General features: G+C 39.9%; 11 protein-coding genes and 1 pseudogene. 9 read left to right on the top strand and 3 right to left on the bottom strand.

Annotated elements, in window-relative coordinates; all coding sequences use genetic code 11:
* Positions 1-513: 513 nt before the first annotated feature.
* The 9 genes and pseudogenes from ACFIM8_RS03585 (at position 514) to ACFIM8_RS03545 (ending at position 18,279) form a co-directional block, all read left to right on the top strand.
* Complete coding sequence (locus ACFIM8_RS03585; protein ID WP_375606602.1) at positions 514-2,955, top strand: DNA translocase FtsK 4TM domain-containing protein; 2,442 nt, start codon at positions 514-516, stop codon at positions 2,953-2,955.
* Positions 2,956-3,662: 707 nt separating this feature from the next.
* A pseudogene (locus ACFIM8_RS03580) lies at positions 3,663-3,929 on the top strand (DNA translocase FtsK); the annotation flags it as partial.
* A 121-nt stretch (positions 3,930-4,050) separates the two neighbouring features.
* Complete coding sequence (locus ACFIM8_RS03575; protein WP_375606601.1) at positions 4,051-4,659, top strand: outer membrane lipoprotein carrier protein LolA; 609 nt, start codon at positions 4,051-4,053, stop codon at positions 4,657-4,659.
* Positions 4,660-4,692: 33 nt separating this feature from the next.
* The gene (locus tag ACFIM8_RS03570) at positions 4,693-5,508 is read left to right on the top strand and encodes an exodeoxyribonuclease III (protein WP_375606600.1); all 816 of its coding nucleotides are present in this window, start codon (positions 4,693-4,695) and stop codon (positions 5,506-5,508) included.
* 61 nt (positions 5,509-5,569) lie between these two features.
* On the top strand, positions 5,570-7,051 hold the full coding sequence (locus tag ACFIM8_RS03565; protein ID WP_375606599.1) for an efflux transporter outer membrane subunit: 1,482 nt from the start codon (positions 5,570-5,572) through the stop codon (positions 7,049-7,051).
* A complete protein-coding gene (locus ACFIM8_RS03560; RefSeq protein ID WP_375606598.1) occupies positions 7,048-8,274 on the top strand; it encodes an efflux RND transporter periplasmic adaptor subunit in 1,227 nt (408 codons plus the stop codon). Before ACFIM8_RS03565 ends, ACFIM8_RS03560 begins: the two co-directional genes overlap by 4 nt.
* Positions 8,275-8,277: 3 nt before the next feature.
* Positions 8,278-10,266 (top strand): MacB family efflux pump subunit, encoded by a 1,989-nt coding sequence (locus ACFIM8_RS03555; RefSeq protein WP_375606597.1) that lies wholly within the window; start codon positions 8,278-8,280, stop codon positions 10,264-10,266.
* A gap of 1,707 nt (positions 10,267-11,973) precedes the next feature.
* Positions 11,974-16,920: a DEAD/DEAH box helicase gene (locus ACFIM8_RS03550; protein ID WP_375614524.1), complete on the top strand. Its 4,947-nt coding sequence runs from the start codon at positions 11,974-11,976 to the stop codon at positions 16,918-16,920.
* 1,221 nt (positions 16,921-18,141) lie between these two features.
* Positions 18,142-18,279, top strand: a complete 138-nt coding sequence (locus ACFIM8_RS03545) for a hypothetical protein (RefSeq protein ID WP_375614523.1) — start codon at positions 18,142-18,144, stop codon at positions 18,277-18,279.
* 3 nt (positions 18,280-18,282) lie between these two features.
* Here the strand turns inward: ACFIM8_RS03545 and ACFIM8_RS03540 are convergent, their stop codons facing one another.
* From ACFIM8_RS03540 to ftsE, 3 genes are read right to left on the bottom strand one after another with little or no spacing between them, the layout of a single operon-like run.
* Positions 18,283-18,951, bottom strand: a complete 669-nt coding sequence (locus ACFIM8_RS03540; protein WP_375606594.1) for a YdcF family protein — start codon at positions 18,949-18,951, stop codon at positions 18,283-18,285.
* A gap of 3 nt (positions 18,952-18,954) precedes the next feature.
* Positions 18,955-19,908: a cell division protein FtsX gene (locus ACFIM8_RS03535; protein WP_375606593.1), complete on the bottom strand. Its 954-nt coding sequence runs from the start codon at positions 19,906-19,908 to the stop codon at positions 18,955-18,957.
* A complete protein-coding gene (gene ftsE / locus ACFIM8_RS03530) occupies positions 19,901-20,560 on the bottom strand; it encodes a cell division ATP-binding protein FtsE (RefSeq protein ID WP_273723097.1) in 660 nt (219 codons plus the stop codon). The genes ACFIM8_RS03535 and ftsE overlap by 8 nt, the downstream gene beginning before the upstream one ends.
* Positions 20,561-20,749 lie beyond the last annotated feature (189 nt).

Here is a 20,749-nt window from a genome sequence, read left to right as displayed (position 1 = left end):
TTACACTTGGTTGATAAAAAAGAAAACTAAAAATAAACAAAGATGGTCGTGTATTTTTTTAAGTTGTGTGAGTTACTTCAGTATGCTTGTCCTGAAGGGGGACATTTCGTTAGTATGATAGATAAAAATAGATAAAAATTGTGGTCATTCGTGATGGTTAAAACAGTATTCATATTTCGCCATTATCATGATGTAGCGTAAAAAATATTATTTTTTTAAGAAGGTGCCTATAGCACCCATGTAACACTTTACACATAAGGTGTTTTTTGGTTGATCGTGTGATAAATATTCAGGGAGAGCTTTTTGTGCGCCTTATGAAGGATTATCTCTTAGGGTGGTGGTATATGAATGATATGAAGTGGTTAGAAGGTAGAACGCGCTAGATAAGAAGTCGGATTGTTTACAGGCTATTTGTTTACAAATTGGTACAGAGTTTAAGCTTCATCCTTTTTTAAGAGAGAGAGGGAGTTATAACTCTTTAAAATATGAAAGTTTTGTATTTGGAATTGATAGATGCACCGAAGTTCTTCTCCTTATGATTCATTAGAAGTGCGAAATTCTCAAGGTTCGCGTCTTATTGAGATGTTTTTGCGTCAGATAGGAGTATTTATTGGGCTCGGGCTTTTGGGCTTTATTATTTTTTGTGTGTTTGCTTTGGCGACGTGGAATGTTGCGGACCCATCTTTAACTCATGCAAGTACAAATGAGGTTACAAACCTTATGGGGTGGATGGGGGCAATTTTTTCAGATTTTATTATGCAGTTTTTTGGCTTGGCAAGTCTTTCTGTTTTGTTGCCACCGTTATTTTGGTCTTTTCTCTTGTTGGCGCAAAAGAATATCTACAATTTGACTTTGCGCTTTTTTTTATGGGTGCTATCAACGATTTGTTTTTTAATTGCTTTTGCTCTTATGTCACCTATTGCTTCTTTTACTTATTGGCCATTGCCAATGGGATTGGGAGGGGTTTTAGGAGATAAAGTTTTAAGTGTTGCTTCTTCAGTCTTTCCTCTTTTTCTTTCTCCTCCTTACACGGTGTTTTTCAGTGTTGTTTTTATTCTTTTAGGTTTTTTCACCGCTGCTTTTGCTGGTAATGTAATATGGCGGCGTCGAACAAAGAAAAGAAAAGAAAAAAACATTCCAAAAGACGAAATCATTAATCCAGTCTTTGAGTTGGAAGAAGATACGGAATATGCCGCAGAGGAGGATCGTGAAAATCATGGTTTTTTTGCGACAACTTGTGGCGCTCTTTTGCATCTTTTTTATTTTTTACAAGCGCGTTTTTTTCGTTTATTCTGTTTCAAAAGGCGTTTTCAGAGTAAAGGGCAAGGAAAGCCATTTGATCGGATTGAGCCAACTTTTTTAGGTGAAAAAGTAAAGCGTGAGGAAAATCAAAATAAAGCTTATGTTTCTCCTGTTAAAAATCGAAAGTCTTTAACAGCTTCTTCAAATGGTGGCTTTGTTCTTCCACTTGTAGATTATCTTTCAGTTCCACCACCGTCTGTTAGGGATGCAAAACTTTCTCCTGCTGTTTTAAGAGCAAATTCTCAGGAGCTTGAAGGGGTTTTGTTAGATTTTGGGGTAAAAGGAAAAATTATAGATGCTTGTCCTGGACCGGTAGTAACTTTGTATGAATTTGAACCGGCTGCTGGCATTAAGTCTTCCCGTATCATTGGTTTGGCAGATGATATTGCACGCTCGATGCGTGCGATTTCGGCGCGTGTTGCGGTGGTTCCAGGACGTAATGTTATTGGAATAGAACTGCCTAATGCAAAGCGTGAGATGGTTTATTTACGAGAAATGTTGCAGGCGCAAGAATTTATTGACAGCAAAGCAAAGCTAGGACTTGCTTTGGGTAAGACAATCGGGGGAGAAGCTGTTATTGCAGATTTAGCAAAAATGCCTCATCTTTTGGTTGCTGGTACAACAGGATCGGGAAAGTCTGTTGCTATCAATACAATGATTTTATCTCTGCTTTATCGGATGACACCTGAGCAATGTCGTCTCATTATGGTGGATCCAAAAATGCTTGAACTTTCGGTTTATGATGGCATTCCTCATTTATTAACACCGGTGGTGACAGATCCTAAAAAAGCCGTCATTGCTTTAAAGTGGGCTGTTCGTGAAATGGAAGAGCGCTATAGTAAAATGTCAAAACTAGGCGTTCGTAATATTGATGGGTTTAATGCGCGTCTTAGAGAAGCTGCAAGTCAGGGAGAGACAATGGTGCGGACAATTCAAGTTGGATTTGATCGCGAGACCGGTGAGCCTCTTTATGAAACGGAAACACTTGATTTTAGTCCTATGCCCTATATTGTTGTCATTATTGATGAAATGGCTGATTTGATGATGGTTGCTGGGAAAGATATTGAAGGAGCGGTTCAACGTTTAGCACAAATGGCACGTGCTGCCGGTATCCATGTAATTATGGCGACACAGCGTCCTTCCGTCGATGTTATTACTGGTACGATCAAAGCCAATTTTCCTACACGCATTTCTTTTTCTGTGAGTTCCAAAATTGATAGCCGAACAATTTTAGGCGAACAGGGAGCTGAGCAATTATTGGGACAAGGAGATATGCTCTTTATGATGGGAGGAGGACGTATTCAGCGTGTGCATGGGCCTTTTGTTGCGGATAATGAAGTGGAGCAGGTTGTTGCGCATCTCAAAGCGCAAGCACGACCTGATTATTTAGAAACAATTACGCAAGAAGTTGAAGAGGATGGTGCTGATGTTTCTTTGTCTTCTCCTTCAGAAGATGATCCCTATAGTCAAGCTGTTGCTATTGTGCTTCGTGATCGTAAGGCCTCGACCTCTTATATTCAACGCCGTTTAGGCATTGGTTATAACCGTGCTGCGACATTGATTGAGAGGATGGAAGAAGAAGGTATCATTAGTCCAGCAAATCACGCAGGGAAACGAGAAATTTTAGTGCCTGCTGAAGAAGAGCGCTTTTGAAAAATCTTGATAGTTGTTTTTTATAATACCTTGTAAAACAAGTGTTTATCCTATTGTATCGTAGAAAGTCTGCATTTTCATATACCAGCTCTCAATTTGCGATAGCTCTTTGGTACTTGAGACTCCTTATAAGGGGATTCTTTATCTTATATAACTTTTATCCATACACCAACCTTGCTTGTAACGTGCAAGAAAATGATTTGAATTGATTCAATATGAGAGAGTATGTGATGAAAGAATCTTATTGTATTTGGCGTTATGATTTAAGTTAAAAAGATAAATTATTATAAATCAATATCTTGGTATAAAATAATGTTATTGCGAGTATAGGGGTGTAAAAGCATGTAAGACTTGATATTTTAGTGTCTTTTTAAGTGCGCTCTAAATATTTAGGGCAAGGCTGATCTCTCGAGTTTTAATATAAATGAATTATATGGGGTGGGAAGCTAAGTGAAATTTGCTAAACTCCAAACTGTTTACAGAGCGGTTCTGATGAAATTTTTTATTCTTTTGGGCGAGAAGGAAGTCAAAAAAGTATTTTTGATACTTAAAAGAGCTTTCAGGTTTGCGAGTAATATGTTTAGTCCTTAATCCATTATGTCTTGACTATAATTTATGTTGCTTCATAGATTAGGGGTGGAAAAGAATATATTATGCGTTTAGAAAAGCGGGAAAATTGGATGCTTTCGGAAACTTAAACGCAGACTGATTATTTGGAAACGATATCGCAAGAAATAAAAAAGGATGTTTCTTTAGCTTTTTCTTTAGCAGATGATTCCTATTGTCAAGCTGTTGCTATTATGCTTCGTGATCGTAAGGCTTCAACTTCTTATATTCAATGTCGTTTAGGCATTGGTTATAACTGTACCGCCACATTGATCGAAAGGATAGAAGAAGAAGGCATCATTATTAGTCCAGCGAATGATATGGGTAAGCGAAAAGTTTTGGAGATTGTCGAAGAAGAATACTTTTAAAAATCTTTTGATATTTTTTTCAAACAATATCTTTATCTTATAAAGAAGGGTATTTATTCGTCGTTGATTACTTAAGTTATGAATTATAAAGCCAATTAAGTATTGCTTGGGAGCATTTTTTATGAAAACGTCTTTTTTGTCGCAAAGAAGAGTCTTTGGGTTTGTGGGGATTATTGTCTTTTGGTGTTTAACTTTTCCTGCTTTTTCGCAAGCCTCTAATAAAGTGGCAAAGGCGCAGAATGTTGTGAACCATTTTGCGGCAATCAAAACAATGACAGGTGATTTTATTCAATTTAGTCCAAAGGGAAAGATGACTCAAGGAACGTTTTATCTAGAGCGTCCAGGGAAAATTCGTTTTATTTACAAGAAAATGCCTTTACAGATTATTGCAGATGGTCAATTTGTGGGCATTAACAATCGAGCTTTGAATACTTGGAACTTTTCACAACTTTCGCAAACGCCAATGAAATTTCTGTTGGATGATAAAATTGATGTATCTTCTGGGCGTTTGTTGGCCTTTCGCGAAGATCCTGGGGCCGTGACGATTGTTTTGCGTGATCAGACGATTGGGGCAGGGCAAATAAGGATGGTTTTTGATTCTAAAGGCTCTGCTTTGCGACAGTGGACAATTGTTGACCAACAAAATTTGGAAACTACTGTGCAGATTATGAATGTGCGGACAGACGTCCGGTTCGCTAATGGGATGTTCACACTTCCTTCGAAGAAATGAAGAAAGAGTGTTACGTCATTGGGATTAAAACAAATGTTCTTTCGTATTGCGACTTGGAATATTAATTCTATTCGTTTGCGTCTTGCACAGGTTTTTCAGTATTTGGAACTCTTTTCCGCAGATGTATTGTGTCTACAGGAAACAAAATGTCCAGATGCTTTATTTCCAGTGGAGGCTTTTGAAGCAGCGGGTTATAAGCATATCGCATTGAGTGGACAAAAATCTTATAATGGGGTGGCTATTGTTTCTCGTTTGCCTTTTAAAAAGGTAGAAAAACGTTTTTTTTGTCAAAACCAAGATTGCCGTTATATCTCAGTTATTGTGGAAGCCCATGGGAGAAGCTTGCGGATTCATAATTTTTATGTTCCTGCTGGGGGAGATATCCCTAATGCTGATGTGAATGAAAAGTTTCGTCATAAGCTTGATTTTTTAGAAGAAATGTCCTCCATTCGTGCGGACCAAGGCGATGGTCTTTCTTCTCTTTTGGTGGGAGATTTAAATATTGCTCCTTTGGCAGAGGATGTTTGGTCTCATCAACAATTGTTGAAGGTTGTAAGCCATACTCCCATTGAAACCGAGCGTTTGCAGGATTTGTGTTGTCAAGGTGGATGGGTTGATCTGATGCGGTTGCATATTCCTGTTCCTACTAAGCTTTACACATGGTGGAGTTATCGTGCTCGCGATTGGGCATTTACCGATTATGGACGGCGGCTTGACCATGTTTGGTCTTCTCAAGATTTAGCCCCTTTTGTTGTAGATCTTTCGATTTTTCGTGATGCGCGCGGATGGGAACGTCCTTCAGATCATATTCCTGTGCAAACTGTATTTGATTTTTCACGTCAAGTTTGAAATAAGAGGTAAATAAAGTATTAATATTAAATAATGATTCTGAAAGAATGCGGGAGACTGGATGTATATCAGAAATCTCAAATGGGGCGCTTCTCGTGGATTATTTTTTAGTGTCTTGTTGTGTTTGCTTTTGTCAGGATGTATGGTTGGTCCTAATTACCAGAAAACATCTTTTCGTGTTCCAGCAGTTTGGGGAGAAAAATCTGCACAGACTGCAGGGCAGCCCGTTGCGCTTGCCGGATGGTGGCGGCATTTGAATGATCCTGTTCTAGATGCGTTAATGGATTACGCGATTTCTGGAAATAATAATGTTGCTGTTGCTAAAGCTCGGGTACGTGAGGCGCGTGCGGGTTTAGGACAGGTTGTGGGAACTCTTTTGCCAAATGTGTCCAATTCAATTTCAGGAACCCGTAGTCGTTCTGGACAGTCTGATGCATTATTCAACCAGTATAGTAGTGGTTTTGATGCAAGCTGGGAGCTTGATTTTTTTGGTGGGCATAAACGTGCGGTTGAAGCAGCGCGTTATGGCCTTGATGCGGCTGTGGAAGATATGCGCGCTACCATGGTGACATTACTAGGAGATGTGGCAACAAATTATGTGCAAATGCGTGGTTGGCAACAAAAGTTGTTTATTGTGCGGCAAATTGCTGTATCACAACGTAAAACTTATGAATTGATGCGCGCTAGATTAACAGCTGGTGATGTTTCTGAGCTTGATGTTTCAAATGCGCAAGCACAAATGGCAAATACAGAAGCAGATATATCACAGATGGAAGCGAATTTAGCAATGAGCGTTCATCGCCTTTCTGTCTTAACTGGTCGTGTGCCTACGGCATTGAAGGATCTTTTACAAAAAAATGCTAAGCATGCAAAGATTCCACAACCACGCTGGCCGATACCAGCAGGAATTCCAGCCGATATTTTGTTAACACGTCCAGATTTACGACGGGCAGAGCGTCAATATGCGCAAGCGACAGCACGGATTGGTCAACGTGAAGCAGATCGTTATCCATCACTTACTTTAACAGGTAATATTTCGACAGCAGCAACGGCAATTGATCAGTTATGGAAAAATTCAACGATTGGCTGGTCTTTTGGACCTGGTCTTCGTTTTCCTCTTTTTAATGGAGGTCAGGTCGAGGCTTCTATTGCGGTAGCGCGCGCGCAGCGTGATCAAGCTTTTATTACTTATCGAGCTGCTGTGTTGGAGGCTTTAGAAGATGTAGAAAATGCGCTTGTAAGATTGACGAAGGAACATCAACGCTTAGAAAAGTTAATCGTTGCGAATAAAGCTTCTCTTCATTCCTTAAAACTTTCACGGAGCCTTTTTGAGAATGGAAATACTAGTTTTCTTGAATTGTTAAATGCTGATCGCTCTTATTATTCTGCACAAATGGCGCTTAAAGATAGCCGTGTTTCTTTGGTTACGCAATATATCACGTTGATGAAAGCGTTGGGGGGGGGCTGGGATGGCGTTGTTGATGTATCGCGTCCAGAAGTCGTTGATAATGCACCTCGTTCGCGTGCAAAGGTAGGGAAATGAAAAAAAACTTACTCAAAAATTTCATTACAAAACACAAAAAACTTTCCTTCTTTTTAACTGCTATATTTCTCATTTTCTTGTTGTTATGGTTACGTTCTGTTTTTTTTGGAACATCTACTCCAACTTATATAACCGCGGTGGTGAAACGTGGGGATATTGAGGAAAGTGTTTTAGCTTCTGGTCTTGTACGTCCTTACCGGTTGGTGGCTGTTGGTGCGCGAGCAACAGGGCGTGTGGTGTCAATGCATGTTTCCCCTGGGAGTGTTGTGAAAGAAGGCGATCTCTTGGCAGAAATTGATCCTACAGATCAGGAAAATGATTTAAAAAGAAAAAAAGCAGCATTATCGCATTATTATGCGAGTTTGGTAGAACAAGAAGCCTATCTTTCTCTTGCACAAAAAAATTTAGAGCGTCAGAAAAAAATGATCGAAACACGAGCGATTTCACGGGCGAACCTCGATGAGGCTGCGACACAGGTGAAAATACGCGAGGCGCAAATTGAACAACTTCGTCAACAGATTGTGCAAGCACAAATTGATGTGGAGAGTGCAGAGGTTAATTTAGGTTATACACGCATCACTGCCCCTTCAGCAGGAACGGTTTTGGCAACAGTTGTGGAAGAAGGGCAGAATGTGAATGCGGTTCAGTCGGCGCCAACAATTGTTATTTTGGGTGATTTATCAAAGATGACGATCAAGGCGCAAATCTCAGAAGCAGATATTCTTAAAGTCCGAGCTGGACAACCACTTTATTTTACAGTTTTAGGTAATTCACAGCGTCGTTATGAAGGCGTTTTAGAAAAAGTAGAGCCGGCTCCTGAAGCAATTCGTGCTGATGTGAGTATTAATCCTGGTATGGTGAGTGGTTCTAGTGCTTTAATATCATCGGCGATCTATTACAATGGAATTCTACATGTTGATAATGCGGATAATTTTTTGCGAACCTATATGACTGCTCAAGTTCATATTATCTTAGGGCGCGCGCAGAATGTCTTGTTGGTTCCAAGTGATGCTTTACGCGATGAGACAAGAGAGCGTAAAGCATGGGTTTCTGTTTTAGTGGGGGAAAATAAGGTGGTTACTAAACAGGTGAGCGTTGGGTTGAATAATAAGGTTATGGCAGAGATTGTTTCAGGACTTAACGAGGGTGATGTCGTCGTCACCAGTTCGTCTGATGGAGTGATGCCAGAGTCTTCTAACATGCATAGCGAAGACGAGAGTTAAAGCATGAGCACAAATCAAGCAGATGCCGTCTTCGTCTTGGAAAATATTGTGCGCAAATTTCCTGCCGGCGAAGCGTTTGTTACCGTTTTGAAAAACATCAATCTTACCATTAAACGTGGTGAAATGGTGGCAATTGTAGGTGCTTCCGGTTCAGGTAAATCTACCTTGATGAATATTTTAGGCTGTCTTGACCGTCCAACTTCTGGCCGTTATTGGATCTCTGGTAAAGAAACAGCTTCCCTTTCTGCGGATGAATTGTCGGCTTTGCGACGTAATCATTTTGGTTTTATTTTTCAGCGTTACCATTTGTTGAATGAACTGACAGCTCTTGGTAATGTTGAAATTCCGGCTATTTATGCAGGATGTGCTGTGGAAGCAAGGAAACAGCGGGCACAGGATCTTTTAACGCGTTTGGGCATGGGTGATCGGATAAATCATCGTCCAAATCAGCTTTCTGGTGGTCAGCAACAACGTGTTTCTATTGCTCGGGCGCTCATGAATAATGCGGAGGTCATTCTTGCAGATGAACCAACTGGTGCATTGGACAAAAAGAGTGGGCAAGAAGTATTGCATATTTTGGATGAACTTCATCAAGAAGGGCGTACTATTATCATTGTAACCCATGATATGCAGGTAGCTGAAAGAGCAGAGCGTATTATCGAAATCAGTGATGGGGAAATTATTGCTGATAAGCGGTCAAGGGTTGGAAAAACAAAAGTTGGTAGAAAATCTCTTCAGGAACAACAAAATCTAAAAGGCCAACAAAAACTGGGCTTTTTTCGTTCTTTTGTTGAGCGATTCCGTGAGGCGTTTGTGATGGCTTTGTTGGCCATGAATGCACATCGCATGCGGACTTTTCTAACAATGCTTGGGGTGATTATCGGTATTGGGGCGATTATTGCTATGGTAGCTTTAGGGAATGGTACACGAGAGAAAATTCTGGAAAATTTTAAAAGTTTAGGTGCTAATACATTAACCATTTTTCCTGGCAAAAGTTTTTCTGATCCACAAGCAGAAAAAATAACCAGTTTGGTTGAAGCTGATGCAGAAGCTTTATCTGGATTACCTTATGTTTCTGGTGTAACACCACAGATTTCAGCAAGCTCGAAAGTACGTTTTGGTGCAGTTGAAGTCAATGCTGTCATTGCGGGGGTGGGAGAACAATTTTTTCAGACACAGGGGCTCAAAGTTTTCAAAGGACAGTTTTTTGATCACAAGAGTGTCCATGATCGGGCGGTTGATCTCGTGATCGAGAAAGAAGCGTTGTCTGTTCTTTTCCCCCATAGCCATGAAAGCCCCCTTGGAAAGGTGGTGCATGTGGGTAATGTTCCAGCGCGTATTATTGGTGTTGTTGATTCGCAAAATAATGCAAGTGGAGATACATCAAATACCTTACAGCTTTATTTACCCTATACAACAGTGCAGACGCGTTTTCTTGGTACAACAGAAGTTCGTGCAATTACCGTTAGGATTGCTGATGATATTGATTCACATTTAGCGGAGACTATGATAAAACGTTTTCTCATTATGCGGCATGGCGGGGAGGATTTTTTCATTAGAAATTCTGAATTTTTCCGTGAACGTATCATGGAGAGTACAAATATTTTAACACTTTTAATTTCTTCAATTGCAGCTATTTCCCTGGTTGTGGGGGGTATAGGGGTGATGAATATTATGTTGGTCACTGTTTCTGAGCGGATCAATGAAATCGGCGTGCGTATGGCAGTTGGTGCACGACAAAGTGATATTTTACAGCAATTTCTCATTGAGGCGATTTTGGTTTGTGTGATTGGTGGTGGTTTGGGAATCTTGCTTGGACTTTCTATCGGTGGCTTGTTTCTTCTGTTTAAGGCACCTATCCATTTGGTTTATACTATTGAATCGATCATTATGTCTCTTACTTTTTCAACCCTCATAGGAATATGTTTTGGCTTTTCTCCAGCGCGGCAAGCTTCACGGCTTGACCCTGTTGTCGCTCTTTCACGCGATTAAGCTTTATTAATTTGGGCATGTTTGTGGAGATGCTTTATACTTAGATGAAGCGTTTATGAAGCAAAAAATGAATGGGAAAAGTTTAGTATTATTTGCTGCTCTATTTTAGAAAACGCTTTGTTCATTAAGTGGAGCGTATCACTAGAGGTAAGCGTTTTATAGCGCACCACATCATGTGAGATATGGTAGGCATATAAGCCTTCTTGAGGCATTAAATGTTTTGAGAATGCATGATGAATATTTTAAATCTTTCTTGTCGAGTCTTATGGAAGTAAATCCTATTAAGGAGAAGTTAAATGGAACCCGTTAAAACGAGATTGCTTGCAGACTGAATTTTGTTAAAAACCCTCCTCTTCTGAAATGTGAAGAGGAGGACAAATGAAATATATGGTGCGACGATTCTTAAGATTTAATTTAAAAAGAGGCGGGGGAAATGAATAGTATATCTGCTAACAAACAAAAGAACAAAAAAGAAGGTTGATGCCAAAAACAGCTTAAACCTCCGTTCTTCCAAAAAAATGAACTGGTATCGAGATAGCTGAGCAGTTTAAGAGGTTTCGTTTAGTATTTTTAAGATTTTCGGAAAAGAGGTTATGAGGATTTCTCACTTCTAGTTTTGCAGAGGGTGGTGCAAATTATAGGTGTTTAGGTTTATGCAAATAAATTATGATCGTGCTTAAGTTTTAAAATGTGATCTAAGATACAGCCATTTTCTGTTCCTTTATACGAGTAGCTTAGCTTCTTTAGAATATTTTGTTTAAGGCATCGCTTTTTTCTGCCATATCTCATGATTTTGGAGCTGAAGGATAAACAAGCCATTTGAGTTTCTAGGGTAAGGATGCCGTCAGATACTCGGTAGGGGGCGTGATCTTAAGAACTAATACCGTGAGATGCGGGTTTGATTTCATGAGTTTGGTGAGGACGACAAAAAGTTTGAGAGGCGGATGGCTTCTTATGTTGAATGATGTATGAATGAAAGGGGCTTTCATTTATTGAAAAAGAATAAGCTCATATTCAGCAGGTGTGAGATGAAGTAAGAGAACATCGTAATACCAAGCTGCAGTTATGTTGCTAAAGAACATAATGGCGCTAGTGATGAGCAATGGTATGTCTAGTTGGTATGGTATTCTTCCTCCTGCTACAAGTCCGATACAGATAAAAAAGAATTCTAAAACCACCCGCTATAAAGTATAAGAAGCGAATAATTAGTCTACGAAAGAACAAAAGACAAAGAAATATTTCAAAAATCAATATTTTGAATATCACGACTAATATTTTGCATATTATAGGGAAATTATATGCATGATCGTTCGTAAAATGCGCTGTTTTGTGTGTGGAGTTTCTTCCTTGGTGTCTTGTGTGTTCGCAGGTGTCGTATCCATTTCCCCCCTCTCATTCTTAAGCTAAATCCTAAAATTATTGTGCACTTTATTTTGTATTCTTACAAAAGGCAAAAAATATTTTCAAAATCATCACGCCTTACCGTTTATTTCCATAGGGATATAGACATCAGTAAATGCATCATATGATTTGGGGGATACTCAAAAGGATCAAAAGATTTTCTCTTGTTGGTTTAATTAAACATAGAAGAAATGTTTTAAAATCAAGCAATTTTAAGCTTTTTTTAAGTTTTTTGGGTAGAACAAGAGGCATTGACGAATTGGTTTAGATTCGATAGTTGAAGGTATTTTTCATTGGGGTGGAAGCATGACGCTGCAATCGCTTTTACAGACCTATCGTGATCAAGCGCGTACCGAACGAGATAAAGGAACGTATTTTGAGCGTTTTGCTCTTGCTTATCTGACACATGATCCTCTTCAGTTTGGGTGTTATGAAAAAGTTCAAACCTTTAAAGATTGGGCGCATGAAAATGGTTGGGATGGTCGGGATACTGGTATTGATCTTGTGGCAAAGATGCGTGATGAAGAGGGGTTTGCAGCAATCCAATGTAAATTTTATGATGCAGCATATCGAATTAGAAAAGCAGATATTGATAGTTTTATTTCGGCATCAGGAAAAGCTCCGTTCAAGCGGCGTGTTATTATAGATAGTACTGAACGTGCTTGGAGTGATAACGCTGAAATAATGATACGGGGGCAGGATATTCCTGTTATACGGATTAATCTTTCCGATATACAACAAAGTCCGATCCGTTGGGAAACTTTTGCAGCCCAGGGCAAAGTTGTTTTGGAGGATAAAAAGAAGCTGCGTCCACATCAGCTGGAGGCATTGCGTGATGTGCGTGCTGGGCTTGCTCAAGCAGATCGGGGTAAGCTCATTATGGCTTGTGGGACTGGTAAGACATTTACCAGTCTTAAAATTGCTGAGGATTTGGCAGGTGAAGGCAAGTTTGTTTTGTTTCTTGTTCCTTCTTTGGCGCTGATGTCACAGACGGTGCGTGAATGGACAACGGATGCAGGAATTGGATTGAGATCCTTTGCTGTCTGTTCTGATACACAAGTGGGAAAGCGTCGTAAAAATAGTGATGATGTTGCTGAAATTGATGTGTTTGATCTTGCTTTTCCGGCGACAACTAATGCGGCTAAACTTGCAGATCAGGTGGGGAAGAGTGTTGCAGATAAGATGACCGTTGTGTTTGCAACCTATCAATCCATTCAGGTGATTGCTGATGCTCAGAAAAACTATGGTTTGCCAACATTTGATCTTATCATTTGTGATGAAGCGCACCGTACAACAGGGGCAACGCTGGTGGGAGAGGATGAATCCAATTTTGTTAAGGTGCATTCCAATGATGTTATTCGCGCCAAGAAGCGCCTTTATATGACAGCGACACCACGTATTTTTGGTGATAACGCAAAAAGTCGCGCGAATGAAGTTAATGCTGTTCTTGCTTCGATGGATGATGAAAAGCTTTTTGGTAAAACACTTTTTTATCGGGGTTTTTCATGGGCAGTACAAAATGATCTTTTAACAGATTATAAGGTTATTGTCTTAGCAATGGACGAAAAATTGGTCAGTTCCGCTGTTCAGAAGCGCCTTAGTGATAGCGATTCTGAGCTTATTCTTGATGATGCAACGAAGATTATTGGCTGTTATAAGGCTTTGACAAAACAAAATATGAAGGCCGATGTTGGTACGGATTCATATCCTATGCATCGTGCTTTAGCGTTTTGTAAAACTATTCAAAGTTCTAAACTCGTTCGTGATGAGTTTTCTGCGGTTGTTAGAGAATATCTTGATTATACGAAAGAGGATACAGAAAATGAACATTTTCTGAAGTGTGAAATTGAGCATGTTGATGGCACTTTCAATGCAAAGGATCGTGGTGCATTACTTGATTGGCTGAAAGCTGATAGTGGGGATGATATTTGTCGTATTTTAACCAATGCAAGGTGTTTGTCTGAGGGGGTGGATGTTCCGGCTCTTGATGCGATCATGTTTTTAAATCCACGCAAGAGCCAGATTGATGTTGTGCAAGCGGTTGGGCGGGTGATGCGTCGCTCTGAGGGTAAAAAGATGGGATATGTCATTTTGCCAATTGGTATTCCTCTTGATACTCCAGCGGAACAGGCTTTGAACAACAATGATAAATATCGGGTTATCTGGCAAATTTTAAATGCTTTGCGTGCACATGATGATCGTTTTGATGCAACGATTAATAAGGCATCCCTCGGGCAAGATATTAGCAATGTGATTGAGATTATTGGTGTCACACAGAGCACTGAATTAAAGGCTATTACGGCTGTTGTAGACAATCTTCCACTACGCGCACAACCAGCACGATTGGGCATTGGTACAGCGGAGCGTGATGTCCTTTTTACAGATGAACAAGGGGAGCTTGCTTTCCCTGTGGATGAGATTTCGCGTGCCATCATGGCAAAGATTGTCAAAAAGTGTGGGACACGAGATTATTGGGAGGATTGGGCGAGCAATATTGCGGAAATTGCTAAGAATCATATTGCACGCTTAACAGGTATTCTGGCAAAGCCAGATACTGAGGCGCGTCAAGCCTTTGACAGGTTTGTGGCAGAACTGCGTGATGATTTAAATAATGCTGTTACAGAAGCTGATGCGATTGAGATGTTGGCACAGCATATTATTACGCGTCCTGTCTTTCAGGTGTTATTTGAGGGGTATCAGTTCACACGTGAGAACCCTGTCTCGTGTGCTATGCAGCGTATGCTTGATGTGCTTGATGAGGCGAATCTTGATAAGGAATCTAAAGATCTTGAGAAATTTTATGCAAGTGTAAAATTACGAGCCAGTGGCATTACGGATCCAAAAGCAAAACAGAGGTTGATTGTAGAGCTTTATGATAAGTTTTTTCGTTATGCTTTTCCACGCACTGTAGAAAAACTAGGCATTGTTTATACCCCCGTCGAGGTTGTGGATTTTATTTTGCACTCTGTCAATGATGTCTTAGAGCAAGAATTTGGGCAAACGCTTGGCTCATCGGGTGTGCACATCATGGATCCTTTTACTGGAACGGGTACTTTTATCACGCGGCTTTTACAATCGGGTTTGATAAAACCAGAAGAGATGAAGCATAAATTTTGTCATGAAATTCATGCCAATGAAATCGTTCTTTTAGCCTATTATATTGCAGCCATTAATATTGAGACAACTTATCATGGTCTGATGGGGGGCGATTATATTCCTTTTGAGGGAATTTGTTTAACCGATACATTCCAGCTTTATGAGCAAGAAAAAGACCTGATCAGTGATTTGCTGGTGGATAACAGTACACGTCGGGCGCACCAGAAGGAACTGGATATTCGTGTTATTGTTGGCAATCCCCCTTATTCTTCTGGACAAAAAAGTGAAAACGACAATGCGCAGAATATTGGCTATCCTAAATTGGATCGTCGCATTCGTGAAACCTATACCGCTCAATCCAAAGCGAGCAATGTTAATGGGCTTTATGACAGTTATATTCGTGCCATTCGGTGGGCAAGTGATCGCATAAAAGACTGTGGTGTTATTGGCTTTGTAACAAATGCAGGTTTTATCAGTAGTCACTCTACGGATGGTTTACGAAAATGTTTAATCGAGGAATTTAGCAGCCTTTATATTTTCCATTTGCGGGGGAATCAAAGAACTTCTGGAGAACTCTCTCGAAAGGAGGGGGGAAAGATTTTTGGTTCTGGGTCTCGCGCACCTATTGCGATTTCCATTTTGGTTAAAAATCCAGATGCACAACAGCATGGGAAAATATATTTTCGTGATATTGGAGATTATCTCACAGCAAAAGAAAAGCTCCGTGAACTTCAGAGGTTGGGGAGTATTGGTGGTGTCACACGTGAACACAGCTGGCAGATGATTACACCTGATGAGCATGGCGATTGGCTGAATCAGCGCAATAATGATTTTGAAAAATTTCTAGCCTTAGGTGACAAGAAAGGCAGTGATAAAAGGCTCTTTGAAAATTTTTCTGGCGGTATACAAACTAGTCGTGATGCTTGGACATATAACTCAAGTCGTGAAGCTTTAGCAAAGAATATGAGCAATATGATTGCTTTTTATAACAGTGAAGTAGAGCGTTTTAATGCTGCGTATCTATATTCTGATCGCAAAGCACGTGCAAATGCTGTGAACGATTTTGTCAATACAGATTCTAGAAAGATTAGTTGGAGTAGTAGCCTTAAAGAAGAATTAATAAGGGGAAAGGCTTTTAAATTTAAAGATACGTATATTACTCAGAGCCTTTATCGTCCTTTTACACAACAGTGGCTCTATTACAATCGTGTTTTTAACCATAGAGTTTTACAAATGCCACGTATTTTTCCTCTGGAACAAGCGGCTGAAAATAAGGTGATACAAGTTACGGGAATTGGAGCAAGCAGTGGATTTTCTGTTCTAATGACTAAGAATTTATCTAATCTTCATGCAATGGATACTGGTCAATGTTTTCCACGGTATGTTTATGAAGATATTGCATCCTTGAGAAAGGAGGAGAATCAGGTTCATTTGTTTGCAAATTTTGTAGAGGAAAGCAAAAAAGCTGGTCTGCAGCGGCGTGATGCTCTTACGGATGAAGGATTGGCTTATTTTAAGGCAGCTTATCCTGGTGAAATGATAACAAAGGATGATTTGTTTTATTATGTTTATGGGATTTTGCATTCTGAAGATTATCGTGCTCGTTATGCGCATAATTTATCTAAACAATTGCCGCGTATTCCAACAGTTAAAAAGGTAGAGGATTTTTGGGCTTTTGTGACAGCGGGGTGCAAGCTTGGTAATTTGCATATGAATTATGAAGAGGTTGAACCCTATTCCGTTACCTATAAACAGGGTGATCCAAGAACTTGGGTGATTTCTGATGAGAAGAGTTTTTATCGTGTTGAGGCGATGAAATTTGCTGGTAAGCGTGGTGCTATTGATAAAAGCACTGTGGTTTATAATGCGCATATCACGATGCAGAATATTCCTCTTGAAGCTTATGAGTATGTGGTCAATGGCAGGCCTGCTCTTGAATGGGTTATGGAGCGGCAGGTTGTCAAAACGGATAAAGCGAGCGGACTTATTAATGATGCCAATCGCTATGCTGTTGAAACGGTGGGTAATCCAGCTTATCCATTGGAATTGTTTCAGCGGGTTATTACGGTAAGTTTAGAAACTATGAAAATTGTGCGCAGCCTTCCAAAATTGGAAGTGAGAGAAACTGAAAAGGTTAAATTATCCATTGTGCGGTAAAAAAGTGTTGAGTTGTCACAAACTGGCTCTCTTACACGCCTTAGCAGCTCGTGGGTATTGCGATAGCCCTTGGCACTTGAGACAAGTCCATAAGAGGCATGTCTTTCTTTTACAGTTTTACGCTGCGCAGGCTCTCTTCCTTTGTGATGTTCAAGTCCTGTGTGATGTGCAAGAAAATGGTTTTGATTGATTCAATAGAGAGCAGATTTGAAATGAGAGAATCTGATGATATTGAGAGCTCTCATTCAAGTTGTAGTGTAATAAATTTTCATTATAAATCAATATGTTATATGTGATAAAGCACCTTAGGCAGTGAGGTCGCTAAAATTATGACGCATGAGCTTTAGCGGCAGTGATGAATATTCTCAGGCAGGGTTTTCTTGTCGAGCTTTATGTGAGTAAACCATATAAATGGGGACGCTGAGAGGAACTTGTCCAGAGAAAGTGGATTGTTTACAAATCGTTGCTGATAGGAATCATCGTCCTTTGAGATGTTGAGAGGACATGACAATTTTCATGAAATCTGTCCTTTGAGGTGTTCTGATATTGAAGTGAGCAGGGAGAACGCGTTAGACAAGAATCTGGATTGTTATTGTTTACAGATCGATAGAGTTTAAAAATTTTCGTTCTTTTTTGGGGAGGAAACCAGACAAAAAGTGATCTTAGAGAGCGAAATGATTTATGCAAAATATATTGCTATAAAAAGTGTGGGATGTTCGTGGCAGTGTTCGTTTTGAACTTATTCCTATCTGTGATCTAAAATGCTTTTATGAAGACGCTTTGTAGAATGAAGAGATTGTTTTTAATATATTGATTTATAATGACTGTTTAACGTTCTCTCTCTTGAACAAGAATTCTAAGGATCATAAATTTTCTTACTTTTAGGCTTTTAAAATGACTGCCTTGCATGTCATATGAGGTTGGTATGTTCGTGTTTAAGAAAGGCGTAATGTATGCCTCTTACCAATCATCCCAAGAGGTTTAAGAGCAATCGTAATACTTGAGAGGCGGCAAAATATAGGGTGGGGCGGTTTGCATTTTTTATGAAGGGTAAGACAGTGGTATAAATAGATTTTTATGACAAGTCTGTAGATCCTATGGCTGTCTAGGGGCTCTATTTACAAGAGCTGTCTTCTATATTGGGGATGGCATTAGATAGATCACGTGTTGTGAGATCAAGTTTGGGATGTAAGAGATGTTTTTTGGTGAATGTGCAAGACAGTGACACGTGTATCGGGGCGTTGTGCTTTGTATGGGGAGAAGTTCTGGCGTGCTTTTATGGCGGTAATTCGTGTGGAAAGGTATGGAGAGAAGGGTAAAGCAGTCAGAGGGTGGCAAGGTTTAAAGTCACAAGAATAAAGGTCAGAAGGCGGTTCTGATATAGACTTGCAGTGTTTTAATATATTGGAATATGAGAATGCGGGCTTGCCTGATCTGTTGTATTGTGCTTTCAGCTTTGCTCTTCTTCACAGGATAAGCAATGAAATGGATATCAGGCATGAGATATTTAAGTTCACGCATCGAGCGCCACACATGGTAATCATGGGTGACGATATAAAGGGTTTTATAGTGATGCTTTTTGATCCAAGCGGCGCTTTCTTCGGCGTTTCCTCTGGTGTTAATCGCTTGATGCCCAATGTCAATACAACAGGAGATAAGCCGTGGGGTAATATGCATGTTATGCATGAAACTCTTCAGGTTGGTTGTGGTGTTTACACCACTGATGAGGAGTCGTGAACCAAGCCCCTTTTGTAAGAGATGAAGTCCTGTCTCTATTCGGTTTTCTCCGCCTGTAAGCACGATAATGGCATCCGCTTTGGGGAGAGGCGTTGGGGGGACAAGTCGTTCGGTTTTTTCAGAAAAAATAATAAAACCGCCCCAGAAAATGAAAACAGTGATTGCAAGAGTAAGGGTTGTTGGTGGAAAATAGCGAAATAAAAGCCATGGAGACCAACTATTATAGTGGGGCCGTTTTGGAAGAGGACGTTCTAAATTGTTTTGCGTCAATGAGTTGAAAGTGTTGTGAGTCATAAATTAAAATAAACCGTTTTCACATTGATCGATTTTTTTCAGTTGCGCTAAAATAGTCATGCGATTTGTAAGGGTGGTGAGAAAAGAAACGAAAATAATAAGCAGAGTGATTTTGCCATAAGGAACGGAACTTATGGAAATATGTCCTAATAAAGCCGTTATTTGGCTGGCTTCTGCTCTTCCCAAGTTATAATTTGTCCAGAGACAAAAGGCTGAAAACAGAAAGATGCTTGTGAAACCACCATATAAAGCACCGCGCAGTGCCGTTTTAAAAAAATGCCAATCAAATTGACGCGCAATGAAAAGGGTTTCAGTGCCAAGAAAATATAGCACATTAATAATATGGGTATTTTCTGCCAATGCATTGCGGGTGGCAAAAATGATGGTGAGGATTAGAGAGCCTAGAACCAATGCTAAAATTGAAAAACCGATAAAAACCGTGGTGTATGCCATGGTCGCAAAACGATGGACCCAAACACGGTGATCATCAAATTGACCGCCTGGAATTTGAGTTTTAATGGCATGATTGATGGCAGCAAAATTGATTTTTTCATCTCTTTTCAGAGTCACAATGATGAGGCGGGGAAGGGGAAGTTCATTGATATTGAAGCCTGTTCCAAGCCATGGCTCTAGTAATTTTTCTGTAGCTTTTTGGTCAACAATTTTTGCATCTTGTACACCAGAAAATGTTTTAACCAATTGTACGGCATCACGGAGTGCTTTGTTGATATCAACATTGTCAACGGGGCGTATTTGTATTGTTGCTTCATAGCTAATCTGATTACTCCAATTTTGGGCGGCATGTTGGACTAAATCAACACCGATTAAGGTGAGACTTGAGAGAAATGTCATAATTGCAATCACTGCAACCAGCGCTTTTCCAGAAATATTGCTACTGGGAATAATCGCTGTTGTGTTTTTTTTATTACTTGTAAAAATGGGGAAAGACTTATTCATGAATCGTCATCCGTCCATTATGGAGAAGCATACGCCGTGCTGCAACTTGTTCCATTAAGGCAATATCATGGGTGGCAATGATAACAGCTGTTCCAAAACGATTTAATTCAATAAACAAACGGAGTAGGCGTTTTGCCAAGGGGGGGTCGACATTTCCTGTTGGTTCATCCGCAAGGAGGATTTCAGGCTGGTCAATGAGCGCGCGTGCAATGGCTACCCTTTGTTTTTCTCCGCCGGAAAGAACCGGTGGTAAAACATGAATGTGATCTCCCAGACCTACCCAACAGAGAAGATCTTCCACTTCACTGCGATAGGTTGCTTCTTCTTGTCCTTTTATGCGTAAAGGCAAGGAAACATTTTCATAAGTGGTCATGTGATCAAGGAGACGAAAATCTTGAAAAACTACACCGATACGTTGTCGTAGCGCAGGGAGCTCTTGTCGTTTGAGCAATGCTGTGTCTGTTCCAAAGAGATCAATATGACCGCGGGTGGGTTTGAGTGCCAAAAACATAAGACGCATCAGCGACGTTTTCCCTGCTCCAGAGGCACCTGTGAGAAATTGAAATGATCCAGGAGGAATATGAAAGCTAATATCACGAAGGACCTCAGGGCCCATTCCATAGCGTAGGCCGACATTTTCAAAATGAATCACTTTTTATTATTACTCCTGATTTTATATTGCATCATTTATTCTAAGAACTCTTACTTTCATTGCTTTAGATTTTTGTTGTAAGCTTGCTTATTTTAGATTTCATGGTTTTTAATATTTTTTATACACCCTCGTTATAGATAAATATTTTTGCTCAAGAATATTATCACTTATACTTTCTTTTTTTAGCTT

The organism is Bartonella sp. AC535YNZD (assembly GCF_042196625.1).
Classification (GTDB): domain Bacteria; phylum Pseudomonadota; class Alphaproteobacteria; order Rhizobiales; family Rhizobiaceae; genus Bartonella.
This window is presented reverse-complemented; position numbering and strand designations above follow the sequence as displayed.